This is a genomic window from Deltaproteobacteria bacterium (genome assembly GCA_020845895.1).
Taxonomy (GTDB): domain Bacteria; phylum Lernaellota; class Lernaellaia; order JACKCT01; family JACKCT01; genus JADLEX01.
In genome coordinates, this window is the sequence record JADLEX010000045.1 from 43,264 (window position 1) to 56,399 (window position 13,136).

Here is a 13,136-nt window from a genome sequence, read left to right on the forward strand (position 1 = left end):
CTTCGCCGTAACCGTTTCGCACTGGCCGGATTTGGCGACAATCTACCACGCCGGTCGCCGACCCGATAGAACCTGCGTGAGATGACTCCATGAAATCGGCTCTTTTCCGGGTGGACTTGACGCGGGCGCGGCCAATTTTCTCCGTCCTAGCCTCTACGACCCGGATCTGTGGATTGGGTTACAAATTCAGACCCCGTGAACGATCGGTTTCCGCGCACGCGGATTCCGCGGACTTCGCCCGGAAGCGCGAACGCAATTTACGGAACGGCGGAATTTCCCTAAGATGCCGCATTCCATCGAGATCCCCAGAATATCGAGGCTTCCTGACCGGCGATGGCAAAGCGCAAGTCCATCATCCCCGATGAGTCCGCCACCTACGAATTCGCCGTGGACGACGCGACGGGGTCCGAGAAACGCATCCGGATCGGCGGGCGGCTCTCGATCACCAACGCCCATCGCGTGCATCTGGATCTCGTCCACGCCCTGGAGCGGTCGCCGTACCGGCGGCTCGTCATCGATCTGACGAACCTCGTCTACATCGACGGGGCGGGCGCGGCGGTGCTGGTCGAATCGCAGCGTTCGTGCCGTCAGGCCGGCGCGGAATTCGACCTGATCGGACTACGCGGCGATGTCGAGGGGCTGCTGTCGCTGGTCGACCGCGCCAAGCTGTCGGAACTCAAAAAGATCGCCGCGCCCAAACAGACCAGCGTTCCCGTCGAGATCGGCGAAAAAACGCTCGACCTGCTGACCGACATCCGAAAGATGTTCGTGTTTGTCGGCGACGCGACGCTGGCGCTCACGCACTCCGCGTTGCACCCCGGCAGCGTGCGCTGGCGGGAAACGCTCTACTACATGGAGCGTGCCGGAGCCGACGCCCTTCCCATCGTCGGGCTCATCTCGCTCCTGATGGGCATGATTCTCGGGTTTCAGGCGGTGCTTCAACTGTCGCAGTTCGGCGCGAACATTTTTTGCGCGGACCTCGTCGGCCTGTCCGTGCTGCGTGAACTCGGTCCGCTCATGACGTGCATTCTCGTCGCGGGCCGGTCGGGTTCGGCCTTCGCCGCGGAGATCGGCACGATGAAGGTGAGCGAGGAGGTTGACGCGCTCGCCACGATGGGATTCGACCCGGTGCGTTTTCTCGTCGTGCCGAAGGTGGTCGCCCTCGTGCTCATGGTTCCGTTGCTCACCCTCTACGCCGATTTTCTCGGCCTCATCGGCGGCATGATCGTCGGCACCACGCAAGGCGGAGTCACGCTCAGCGCGTACGTCGCGCAAAGCTACGAGGCGATCGGGCTGTGGGATATCGCCCAGGGATTGATCAAGTGCACGGTGTTCGCGATGATTATTGCCCTCGTGGGGTGCATGCGCGGTTTTCAGGTGCGCGGCGGCGCGGCCAGCGTGGGGCAGTACACCACCAGCGCGGTCGTGACGGGAATATTCCTCATCATCGTGGCCGACGCGGTCTTTACCGTGCTGTTCACGTATTTCGGATGACTCGATGACCGCGGCGGTCGAAACGACAAAAACCAACGGAATCGTCACGGGCGTGCTCGACCCTCCGCCGGGCAAGGCCGTCATTCAGGTCCGCGATCTGGTGGTGCGTTACGGGTCCGCGACGATTCTGAACGGCGTGACGTTTGACGTGTACGAAGGCGAAATCTTCGTCATTCTCGGCGGATCTGGCTGCGGGAAATCGACGCTGCTGCGGCAGATCATCGGGCTCGAACGGCCGTATTCGGGGCAGATCCTGATCGACGGCGAGGATCTTGCCCAGGCCGAAGGCGACGACCGCGAACGGATCCTGCGAAAGGTCGGCATCCTGTTTCAATCCGGCGCCTTGTTCGGCTCCATGACGCTCGCCCAGAACATCGCCCTGCCGCTGCGCGAATACACCGACCTATCGCCCGACGTGATCGATATCCTCGTGCGCATGAAGCTCGACATGGTGAATCTGCACGGCTTCGAGAACCATTTGCCCAACGAAATTTCGGGCGGCATGAAAAAACGCGCGGGACTCGCGCGCGCGATGGCACTCGATCCGAGGCTTCTGTTTTGCGACGAGCCGTCGGCGGGGCTCGATCCGATTTCGTCGGTCGAACTCGACAACATGCTCATGCAGCTTTCCAAGTCCCTGGGCATCACGATCGTGGTGGTCACGCACGAACTGGCGTCGATTTTCACCATCGCGCAACGCGTCATCATGCTCGACAAATCGGTCCGCAACATCATCGCGACGGGGACGCCGGAAGCCCTGCGCGACCATCACACGCACCCCTTCGTCCGCGACTTTTTCAATCGGCAGTCGCTGCACACCAAGGGTGCCTAGCACCGGGAGAAGCCGACGGCATGTCGACGGAAGCGCACAAATTCAAGGTGGGACTGTTCGTCATCGGCGGGACGCTGATCCTCGTCGGCGCGCTGATCTGGCTGGGAGCGTCGAAGTTCCTGTCCGAGACGCGGCTCTACGTCACGTATTTCGACGAGACGGTGCAGGGGCTCGAGGTCGGATCGCCGGTCAAGTTCATGGGCGTGGTCGTCGGCGCGGTGAAGGACATCAAGGTCGCACCCGACGGCCGCATGATCGAGGTCGTCATGGAGACCGACAAGACCATGCAGGCCGAGCCTGACATGCGCGCGCAGCTCGCCATGGCGGGTATTACGGGCATGAAATTCGTCGAGATCACCCGGGCGCCCGAGTCCGCACCCATCGCCATCGACTTCAAGCCGACGCACGAATACCTGCCGGCACGCGCGTCGTCGACCGCCGAGCTCTTCGCCGCGGTACAGAACGTCTACGAGAAAGTCATGGGCGTCGATTTCGAGGGGATCAGCGACGAGGTGAAGGGCAGCTTCATGTCCATTTCGGGCCGCATGAACGATCCCAAGATCGATCGGCTGCTCGAAGCCCTGGCGGGGACGGCCGAGCGGGTGCGGTATCTGGCCGAAAAGAAGGAAACCGAAAACTCGATCGACGAAATGGAGCAGGCGCTCGGACAGCTCCGGCTATTGGTCCAGAGCCTGACCAAGCAGATCGAAGCCGTGAATCTCGCGCAAACCTTCGAGGGCGTCGATCTGGCCGTATCGAATCTGAACAACATTATCGACCGCATGGACAACGAGATGGCCGCGGTGCTCATCAACCTGCGCCGCACCACCGACAACCTCGCGCGCATTACCGAAAAGATCAGCGAGGACCCGGCGCAGACTCTGCTTTCGGAGCCGCCGCCCGAACGCGTGGTGTCGCCCCGAGGACTCGCCGACGAGGAGAAACCCCAATGACCAGGCGCCCCGCGATCATTCCCGCCGTCGTTGCCGCGACCATCTTCGCGTTCGCGGCCGGCTGCTTCAACGTGACGCGCGACTACCAGGAAAAATTCTACTACCAGCTCGAATACAACCCGCCCGCCGTGTCGGGCCCGGCGTTCGACACTGTCGTGGTGCGTGTCGGATCGTTTCAGGTCGCGCCGTCGTACCAGTCCCAGAAAATCCTGTATTCGACGAGCAAGCGCAAACGCAAGCCGTACGAATACCACCTGTGGATCGTGAACCCGGGCGACATGATCGCCGATCTGCTCGTGCGGGACATGATCGAAGCGAAACAATACCGCGCCGTGGTCGACGTGCGCAGCTCGATCAATCCCGATTACGAGATCGAGGGCATCATCGACGAGATCTACGAGAAGGACGACAACGACACGTGGTTTTCGGTGCTCCAGATGCGCGTGATTCTCATGTCGCATCAGGGCGGGAAAAAGTCCGTGCTCTTCCAGCGCAACTACCGCGAATCGCATCAGGCCGAAACACACACGCCGGAGTCGGTGGTTACCGCGATGAGCGCGGCGACGAAGATTCTCTCGTCGAAGATTCAGGCGGACGTGAGTGCGGCTGTCGCCGACCACGAGGCGAAGAAAGCGTCCGAAGTCGCGGCGACGCCGTGACGGGCGCGCCTTAGTCGCGAGCCGACACGACGAACGCGATCGAGGCGTAACACGCGGCCCCCACGATCATCGTCGTGGTGATACCGAACGCGATGGAGATCATCACGGCGGCCGCGCTCGCGACCACGCCCGCCGCCCCGTTGACCGCCCACAGCCACGGTGTCGGGTCGTTCGCGGCGTCGAGCCCGCGACGCGCCCAGCGCATTCCCGCCGGAAACGCCTGACCCATCATCAGACCCGCCGGGGCGAGCACGGCGACGCACAGCGCGATCCGCCCGGGCAGTTCGAGCGCGCCGAAGTGCGCGGTGAGCCGGGGTAGCGCAAACGCCATCGCGATAAGATACGAAGCGATGACAAGCGCGAACGCGCGAATCCGCGCGGGCGTGCCGAGCACGAGCCGTTCGCTCGCGAAACTCCCGAGCCCCGTAAATAGAATGATCGAGAATAGCACCACCGCGAGCGAATAGACCGGGTGGCCGAGATAGACGGAGAGCTGCTGCAGGAACGCGATCTCGCTGAGCATGAAGGCGAGGCCGATGAGCGCGAAGTACGCGAGCGCCCGCGCGCCGGGCCGCGGCGAATCCGCGGGGGCGAAACGCGCGGGCAGGATGATCGTCGCCGCGGCAAGCGCCGCCGTGACGAAGAGGATGACAATGAGCGTGAGCGTGGCAATCAGATTTCCCGCGACCACGCCCGATGGGCGGCCCAAGTACGACACGATTTCCCACGGGCGCGACAAGCGCAGCAGGTTGAAGAAGAACGGGCGCGCGTCGGTGGGCGGCGTCAGGTCAAGCGGCGTGCCGCGTCCGTACGCCACGAGGTCGTCGTACGTCGGTTTCGACAGGATCGCGGCGAGCGTTTCGCTCGTCGTCTCCATTCCCGGGGCGAGCACGACCTCGAACCCCATGTCGGCGCAGGCCGCCGTGAAGCGTGCGATGTCGCGCGGCGCGAAGGGCTCGTTCGCAACCAGAATCGTGGCGACCTGCCCGTGCGCCGCGAGCAGAATGTTTTTTTCGGGATCGGCGACGCCGCGCGAAAGCAACGTCCCCGCCGCGAGCGACACGAGCCGCGCGGTTTCATCGAGCCGGTCCGGCGCGTACCAGCGCGACACGGTGAAGATGCCGCCGGGCGCGAGACGGTCGAGGAAGACGCGCCACGCCTCGATCGTGTAGATCGAATTCTCCGACAGGCTGTACGCGCCAGCGCCCGTAGCCGCCCACGTGTCGATCAGGCTCGCCTGAAGCACGTCGTATTGGCCGTCGTCGCGGGTGAAAAAGCTGCGCGCTTCGTCGGTCACGAGACGTACACCGGCGTGATCGGCTAGCCCGGCGAACTCGCGATACGGTCCGGTGAGCGCCTCGGTGAACGCGGGATTGAGTTCGACGCCCAGCACCTCGCGATGCCCGAGCGCCAGCGCCGCCATCACGTCGCGCCCGCCGCCCACGCCGATAATCGCGGCGCGCCCCTGCCGGACGTGGTGCGCGAGCGTCGTCACGTCATAGCGCAGGAAATCGACGATTTGCGGATCGCCGGCCATCTTGAAAATCGCCGTGCCCGCGAGGCCGTCGATGTTCATCATGACGAACTCGACCGGCGTCGTCGGCGTCTTCTCCGACGCCGCCCACATCACCATCTTCGGCGATTCGTTCCACGGCTTGTACGCGATGATGCGCGAGAAGCTGTTCCAGCGCTCGTAGGCGACCCAGTGGCGTTTTTCGGCCTGCCCCTTGACCATGATGGGATCGAGGCCGAACCGTGTCTGCGAGTTCACGACCGCGAGCGCCGTTAGAAAAATCGCGAGAGCCACGGCGCGCCGCCTTTTGCCGACCGCCGCGAAAAGCGCCGAGGACACAGCGAAGAGCGCCGCGGCGATAAAGATCGTGCTCGGGCCGTCGAGAATCCCCAGCAGCGGAATCACCGCAACGCACCCCACCGCGGCGCCGGCGAGATCCGCGCCGTAGGTGCGTCCGATCGGATATGGAGATCGCGTGAGGGCGAGCGTGACGACGATGCCCGAGAAGAAAAATGGAATGGACACGGTGATCGCGAGCCGCGCGAAGACGACCACCGCACTCGCCGAGAGCACCATTTCGGGTGCGAGACAGAGCTGGTCGAGCCACGCCACGGCGGTGGCGATCGCCGCGAAATACGCGCTTCGCGACAGATGCTCGTCGAGGCGCTGGGCGTCGAACCTCTCGGGGCGCAAAAAGACGTACAGCGCGCCGAGCGTCATGCCGAACATCGCGAGGCTGATGACGAAGAACGCAAGGTGGTACCAGGAGACGACGGAGAGCATGCGCGTCTGGACGATCTCCAGCGCGAGCGTCGCCCCGGTGGCGACGGCGAGGGCGATGTAAAAACGTCCGGATGATTCGGCGCGGGGCACGACGGCAATCATTCCCTGAAAAAGTCGCGGTATGATCGCCGCGCGCGCGCCCAAGTCAAGCCGCGTCGAGTCGATTCGGGCGCGATCACGATGCGGACGCGATCCGGACCACAACGCGTTCCAACCGATCGCCGGGCAGGCGATACACGATGCGGCGCTCTTCGTCGATCGCGTGCACGTCGGGGCGCGTCCAGATGGCGATCGGTGCGGTCGCTCGCGCGCGGACGAGGCGAACGAGCGCCGATGGATCGGTGACCGCGCGGGCCGTGAAAAGGGAAACCTCGGTCAGATCCGCGTCCTCAAAGCGATCGGCAAAGACGGTGACGTTGCCGAGTTCAAGCGCGCGGCGCGCCTGGGAGAGAAATGCCGCTTTTTTCCCGATCGATTCAACAAGTGTGAAGGCGAGGTCGGGCCGCGCGACGGCGAGGACGAGCCCAGGGATTCCCGCGCCCGATCCGATGTCCATCACGTGTCCACGGGCGGGCAGCAGCGACAAGCCCGCAAGGGCATCGAGCAGGTGGCGCGCCGCAAATTCGTGATCCGACTTCACACGAATCAGATTGATGCGTTCGTTGAATCGGCGCAGCTCGTCGCGATAGCGCGCAAATCTTTCGCCGAGGTCGTCCGGAACGTCGAACGGCGCGGCGCGCGCGACCTCGTCCCACAGCCCCGCGAAATTCGCCTCTGTCGACCAGGGGGGCTTGCCGGGCGCGCTTCGATGGAGCTTCATCGTTCGTCTGGCGCGGGTTTCTTTCGGTCGGGTTTTTCCACCATCTGCATGCGCGCGCGACCGCACGCCGGGCAGATCCACTTGCGTTTCCCGTGAAACACCCGGCGCTCTTCCTTCATCTTGATGCGGCATTTGCGGCAGTGCACGGCCGAAATCTACACCAGCGCCGACCTTCGCGCACCGGTTCGCCGCGCCCCAAAAAAGACACCGGCGAACCCGAAGGCTCGCCGATGCATGTTCGGTGTCGAAATTCGATCAGAGCGGGCGTTTTCCGAGCTTGAACATGTGGCGGATGATGTCGGTCATCGCGCACACGCCGACGGGAATCGCCTTGCCGTCTTTTTCCTCGACGACAATCAGGCGGTGGATGCGCCGCGTGGTCATCATCGTGATCGCGTGCTGCACCGTGTCGGTCTTCGTGATCGTCAGGGGATTCGGCGTCATGAAATCGCGCACGCCGAGCAGCGCGACCTCCTCGGGCTTGCCCTGCTGGCGCGCAAGCACGAGGTCGGTCTGGCTGACGACACCGGCGATGGTGCCGTCGTCCTCGGTGATGACGACCGCGTGAACCGTCTCGTCCACCATCTTGTGCGCCACGTCGGCGAGGGTGCCGTCGACGGGCACGGTCGGCAGGGACGGATGAAAGACCTCGGCGACGGGCGTCGGGTCTTCGGGAATCGCGAAACCGGCCAGATCGTCGACGTTGTAGAGGTCGATGACCGGCGCCGGGGCCTTGCGCGTGGTGCGGTGATGGTCGCCCAGGGGAACCTCCGACGTGGCGCCCTTGCCCAGTTCGCTTGCCCCCACGAGAATCGCCATGTTCCCGTGCGGATGCTTGTTTTCATACATCAACTGATGGCACTCGGCGAGCTGATCCCAGGTGAACGTGCGCGACAGGCAGGGATCGACCTTGCCCTGGATCACGAGATCGTTGACGGAGTACGCCTGGTCGTCGTTGGCGAAGTGGCTGCCCTGCAGGCGCTTCTGACGCATCCACAGGTAACGCAGATCGACCGTGGCGTTGTAGCCCGTGGTGCCCGCGCAGATGACGACCATGCCGCCGGTTTCGGCGACGAAGATCGAGGTCGGCACGGTGGTTTCGCCGGGGTGTTCGAAGACGATGTTCACGCCGCGTTTGTCGCCCAGGATGTCCCAGATCGCCTTGCCGAATTTGCGCACGCCCGAGAGCCAGGTTGCGTAGCCCGCGTTGTCCTTCCAGTGCGGCAGCATGCCCCAGTGGTCGAAGTCGTTGCGGTTGATGACGCCCTTCGCGCCGAGACTCTTGCAGAACTCAACCTTGTCCGCGGCGGAAACGACCGCGATGGGGATCGCGCCCGCGGCCCGGGCGATCTGGATCGCCATGGAGCCGAGACCGCCCGCACCGCCCCAGATGAGAGCCACGTCGTCTTTTTTCACCGCGTTGTCGCCCCAGTTGTGGAGCATGCGGTATGCGGTCGCGGCGACGAGCATGTACGCGCCGGCCTGCTCCCACGAAAGATGACGGGGCTTGGGCGCGCATTGGTGCGCCTGCACCTTGGTGAACTGAGCGAACGAACCCCAGTTCGTCTCGTAGCCCCAGATCTTGAACGTCGGACTGTACATCGGGTCGTTGCCGGCCTTGACCCACGGGCAGTTGCGATCCCACGTGCCGCAGTGGATGACGACCTCGTCGCCCACTTTGACGTTTTTCACGTCCTTGCCGATCTTGTAGACGACACCCGACGCGTCGGAGCCGCCGATGTGGAACGGCTCCGGCTCGCCCGCCTTGTTGCGCGCACCGATGACGTTGACGGGAATTCCCAGCGCCGCCCACACGTTGTTGTAGTTGACGCCCGCGGCCATGACGTAAACGAGCACTTCGTCGTCGGCGATGGACGGCACATCCACCACTTCTTTCGCGAAGCCTTTCAGCGGTTCGCCAAAACGCTCGGGCCGGATCAGCCACGCGTTCATCTTGGCGGGCACGGTGCCGATCGGCGGCGCTTCCCCGACCTCGTACAATTCCTTGGACATGCGTCTCCCCCCTTTGGCGACAAGCCCGATTGTGTCGCTCGATCCGATCATCCGGCTCCCGACACGCGCGCGCTACCGCAACGCGAATGGCGCCCGATCCACGGATTCACGTGAAATAACGGTTAAATCCCCAGCGCGACCGATGGAAGATTCTTAGCGGCCCACCGGCCAAAATGCAACGGGGATAACGCTGACGGCGATCAGGTTCGCGTCGCCGGTACGGCGTCGACCGGCGAGCCTCAGATCTCCCGTTTCAAACCGAATCCGGGCTCCCGGAAAAGCGATCATGCCTTCATAAAGCATTCCATGATTATTTGCATTGACAATCATTCTGTATTACGGAAAGATTTGTCATATCGTCGAATTTCTAAAGACGAACGAGAGGAGCGCAACATGGGGAATTCATACGGCGATCTTCCGGAAAGCGAAACGTTTCATGACCGAAAAGGAAGGCGTCGCCCCGCCTTCATCATTGTGTTCCGCAAGCCTTCGGAGCAGAACACCGCTCTGATGCAGAAGATCTTTTCGAAGAACACCACCGAGACGCCGCCGGTGAAAGCGGGAGTCTTGCAGTTTCGCAGTCGAGCGTCGGGAGTTCCCGCCGCTCGGATGTATGAACGGCTCGCCGTCGCCGCGGCAGACCTGAACGAGGACGATCGTCGGCGCGTACTCGAATCCGATGTCGTTGAGAAAATCTTTCGCAATGAAATCCGACGCTTCCCTCCATGCCCGATTTCGACCGCGGAACCGCAAATCACGTCCATCGAAGAGGCGGCCGGCGATCCCCATGCCGCTTACCTGCTGGGGATGCGCGACGCCACGCAGGCGGCTCTTCGTCATTATAAATCGCGTACGGTAGAGTTGCCCCCGAATCGGCGCGCTCCGCGCGCGGGAACCTCGATCAACTGGAATATCTCCATGATCGGTGTTTCCGGTCCCCGCTACGGCTTCACCGGCAAAGGCGTCAAAGTCGCCGTGCTCGATACGGGGATCGACATGCGTCACCCGGACTTCCAGGATCGCTTTGTCGAGGGAGTCAACGCCGTCAGTTTCGTGCCGGGCGAAGGACCGCAAGATGCAAATGGACACGGAACGCATTGTTGCGGCATCGTCGCCGGGCCGGCGCAAAATCGCCTGGGGCGACGATATTCCGTCGCGCCGCGGGCCGATTTGCTGGTCGGAAAGGTTCTCGGCGACGACGGATACGGAACCGACGACGGGATTCTCGATGGAATCGCCTGGGCCGAGGAACAGGGGGCGAGAATCATCTCCATGAGCCTGGGCTCGGAGCGCTCCGCGGGCGGTGCGTATTCCACTCCCTACGAACGTATCGCCGGCAACCTTCTGTTGGGAGATCCAGGCGTCCTGCTCGTGGCGGCGGCCGGCAACGGCAGCAACCGTCCCCATTGGACAAAGGCGGTGGAAAACCCGGCCGCTTGTCCGTCGATCATGGCGGTGGCCGCCATCGACGACCGAAAAAACGTAGCCTTTTTCAGTAGCCGAAAAAAGGACCCGATCGGACTCGTCGACCTGTCCGCGCCGGGAGTCGCGATTGTGTCGGCGACGACGGGAGGAGGTTACGAGTCGCTGTCGGGGACGAGCATGGCCACACCGCACGTCGCGGGAGTCGCCGCATTGAACGTCGAGAAGAAACCCGAGATCGCCGCGCGCGATTTGTGGGCAAGACTGCTCCGGTCGGCCGCGTCGCTGGGCGATTCCTCGGATTACGGGGCCGGGTTGGCGGTGGCGCCCCGATGAGCATCGAATCGATGTCTCCTTGACGCCCTCGTCGCGCGGGATCACTATTCCCCGCAGGAACGCATTCCGGGTGCGGAAAGGCGGACAGAGATGAAGGTGCACGTCGTCTTCAAGGAATCGGCAATCCGAAGCGCCGAGACTCGCGACGCCGCACTGCGAAAAGTGCGGAACCGGTTCGAGTTGCGGGAAGTCAACGAGAAACGATTCGCCCGCTTCGGAATTCTGACCGCCGACGTCGATCCCGACGCGCTCCCGTCCCTGCGCGGTCTCGCCGAGGTGGACTCGGTCGAAGTGGACGGTCGAAAGCGGGCAGTCTGACGGTTCGTTCGTTCGTTCGATCTCGTCGAAGCGACGCCGCCACGCCGCCGCTTCCTTCGCGGTGCCTCACCGATCGGGCTTGAGAATCAGCGTCGAGAGCGGCGGCAGCACCATTTCCGCGCAGTGGGGAAGCCCGTGGCATTCCTCTTGGCGCGACTCGATACGACCCGCGTTGCCGAGATTCGATCCGCCGTAGGCATGCGCATCGCTGTTGAGGACCTCGCGCCACGAACCGCCGACCGGCAGGCCGACGCGGTAGTTCATGCGCGGCACGGGCGTGAAATTGCACACGCACACCATGACGTCTTCGGGATTCTTCGCTTTTCGATAGAAGCTGATGACGCTGTGCAGGTGATCGGTGCAGTCGATCCACTGGAAACCCGTCCAGTCGTAATCGACCTCGTGCAGGGACGCATTCGTTTTCAAAAGCGCGTTCAGATCGCGAAGCCAGCGGTGCAGGCCGCGCTGAAATTCGAACTGCATCAGATGCCAGTCGAGTTGCCACGCGTCGTTCCATTCGCTGCCCTGGCCGAACTCGCAGCCCATGAAGAGCAACTTCTTGCCCGGATAGCACCACATGTATCCGTAGAGCGCGCGCAGGTTCGCGAATTTCCTCCAGCCGTCGCCGGGCATCTTGCCCAGCATCGAGCCTTTTCCGTGCACGACTTCGTCGTGGGAAAACGGCAGAACGAAGTTTTCGTGCGAGGCGTAAAGCATGCCGAAGGTCAGGTCGTTGTGGTGGTATTGTCGATACACGGGCTCCTTCGACATGTAGCGCAGCATGTCGTGCATCCAGCCCATGTTCCACTTGAAGCCGAATCCGAGTCCGCCCAGGTACGTCGGTCGCGACACGCCGGGCCACGCGGTCGATTCCTCCGCGCAGGTGAAGCAGTCGGGGAATTTTTCATAGATCATCTGATTCGCGCGACGCAGGAACTCGATCGCCTCGAGGTTCTCGCGCCCGCCGTGCGCGTTGGGCACCCACTCACCGGCTTTGCGGGAGTAGTCGAGATAGAGCATCGAGGCCACGGCGTCCACGCGCAGGCCATCGATGTGATACTTGTCGAGCCAGAACAGCGCCGACGCGAGCAGGAAGCTGCGCACCTCGTGACGACCGTAGTTGAAAATCAGCGTTCCCCAATCCTGATGCTCTCCCTTTCGCGGGTCCGCGTGTTCGTACAGGTGCGTGCCGTCGAAGTACGACAGCCCGTGGCCGTCCTTGGGGAAATGCGCGGGCACCCAATCGAGAAGAACGCCGACACCGGCCTGATGGAACCGGTCCACGCGGTACATGAAATCCTGCGGCGTCCCGAAACGACTCGTCGGCGCGAAGTAGCCGATCGTCTGATAGCCCCACGACGCATCGAAGGGGTGCTCGGTAACCGGCAGAAACTCGACGTGCGTGAATCCGAGATCGCGCACGTAATCGACGAGCTGGTCGGCGAGTTCGCGGTAGGTCAGCCAGCGGCCGTCCTCGGTACGTCGCCACGAACCCAGATGCACTTCGTAGATCGACATCGCCGCGTCGAGACGGTTGCGCGGCGCGCGCGACGCCATCCACTCGCCGTCGTCCCACGCGTAGTCCTCGATGTCCCAGACCACGGATGCGGTCTTGGGCCGAAGCTCGGCCGAGAAGCCGAAAGGATCGGACTTCTCGACCTCGTAACCATTCACGTTGGAGCGGATAAAAAACTTGTAGCAGTCGCCCTGCTTCACGCCCGGAACGAATCCCTGCCACACGCCGGAAGAGCCGACGCTTTCGAGCCGGTGCGTTTCGCGGTTCCAGCCGTTGAAGTCGCCGACGACGCTGACCTCGCGCGCGTTCGGCGCCCAGACGGCGAAGCGGGTTCCGGCCACGCCCTTTCGTATTTCGAGATGCGCCCCGAACTTGTCATACGCGAAGCCGTGGTTGCCCTCGCAGAACAGATGCAGATCGTAGTCCGTCAGCGGTCCCTCACGGTCCGACATGGCATGGTCCCTGGGATGAAAAGGC

11 protein-coding genes are annotated in these 13,136 nt (G+C 63.2%); 6 read left to right on the forward strand and 5 right to left on the reverse strand.

Annotation, left to right across the window (positions count from 1 at the left end; genetic code table 11):
* The first annotated feature begins 333 nt into the window (after window positions 1-333).
* The 4 genes from IT350_05495 to IT350_05510 are packed head-to-tail and all read left to right on the forward strand — an operon-like array spanning window position 334 to window position 3,938.
* A complete protein-coding gene (locus IT350_05495) occupies window positions 334-1,494 on the forward strand; it encodes an MlaE family lipid ABC transporter permease subunit (protein ID MCC6157488.1) in 1,161 nt (386 codons plus the stop codon).
* A 4-nt stretch (window positions 1,495-1,498) separates the two neighbouring features.
* Window positions 1,499-2,326, forward strand: coding sequence for an ABC transporter ATP-binding protein (locus tag IT350_05500; protein MCC6157489.1), 828 nt, complete (start codon window positions 1,499-1,501; stop codon window positions 2,324-2,326).
* Between the two features lie 20 nt (window positions 2,327-2,346).
* Window positions 2,347-3,279: an MCE family protein gene (locus tag IT350_05505; protein ID MCC6157490.1), complete on the forward strand. Its 933-nt coding sequence runs from the start codon at window positions 2,347-2,349 to the stop codon at window positions 3,277-3,279.
* Window positions 3,276-3,938, forward strand: coding sequence for a membrane integrity-associated transporter subunit PqiC (locus IT350_05510; GenBank protein ID MCC6157491.1), 663 nt, complete (start codon window positions 3,276-3,278; stop codon window positions 3,936-3,938). Before IT350_05505 ends, IT350_05510 begins: the two co-directional genes overlap by 4 nt.
* A gap of 10 nt (window positions 3,939-3,948) precedes the next feature.
* On the opposite strand, the gene IT350_05515 is transcribed toward IT350_05510, so the two are convergent.
* The 4 genes from IT350_05515 to ccrA form a co-directional block, all read right to left on the reverse strand.
* Window positions 3,949-6,324, reverse strand: coding sequence for a hypothetical protein (locus IT350_05515; protein MCC6157492.1), 2,376 nt, complete (start codon window positions 6,322-6,324; stop codon window positions 3,949-3,951).
* Between the two features lie 85 nt (window positions 6,325-6,409).
* Complete coding sequence (rsmG, locus tag IT350_05520; protein ID MCC6157493.1) at window positions 6,410-7,054, reverse strand: 16S rRNA (guanine(527)-N(7))-methyltransferase RsmG; 645 nt, start codon at window positions 7,052-7,054, stop codon at window positions 6,410-6,412.
* Entirely contained in the window at window positions 7,051-7,200 is a 150-nt protein-coding gene (locus tag IT350_05525; GenBank protein MCC6157494.1) for a hypothetical protein, read from the reverse strand. Before IT350_05525 ends, rsmG begins: the two co-directional genes overlap by 4 nt.
* A 109-nt stretch (window positions 7,201-7,309) precedes the next feature.
* On the reverse strand, window positions 7,310-9,067 hold the full coding sequence (gene ccrA / locus IT350_05530) for a crotonyl-CoA carboxylase/reductase (GenBank protein ID MCC6157495.1): 1,758 nt from the start codon (window positions 9,065-9,067) through the stop codon (window positions 7,310-7,312).
* A gap of 609 nt (window positions 9,068-9,676) precedes the next feature.
* Between ccrA and IT350_05535 the strand changes: the two genes are divergently transcribed.
* The gene (locus tag IT350_05535) at window positions 9,677-10,825 is read left to right on the forward strand and encodes a S8 family serine peptidase (protein ID MCC6157496.1); all 1,149 of its coding nucleotides are present in this window, start codon (window positions 9,677-9,679) and stop codon (window positions 10,823-10,825) included.
* Between the two features lie 90 nt (window positions 10,826-10,915).
* A complete protein-coding gene (locus IT350_05540) occupies window positions 10,916-11,143 on the forward strand; it encodes a hypothetical protein (protein ID MCC6157497.1) in 228 nt (75 codons plus the stop codon).
* A gap of 66 nt (window positions 11,144-11,209) precedes the next feature.
* On the opposite strand, the gene glgB is transcribed toward IT350_05540, so the two are convergent.
* Window positions 11,210-13,111: a 1,4-alpha-glucan branching protein GlgB gene (glgB, locus tag IT350_05545; GenBank protein MCC6157498.1), complete on the reverse strand. Its 1,902-nt coding sequence runs from the start codon at window positions 13,109-13,111 to the stop codon at window positions 11,210-11,212.
* Window positions 13,112-13,136: the final 25 nt, after the last annotated feature.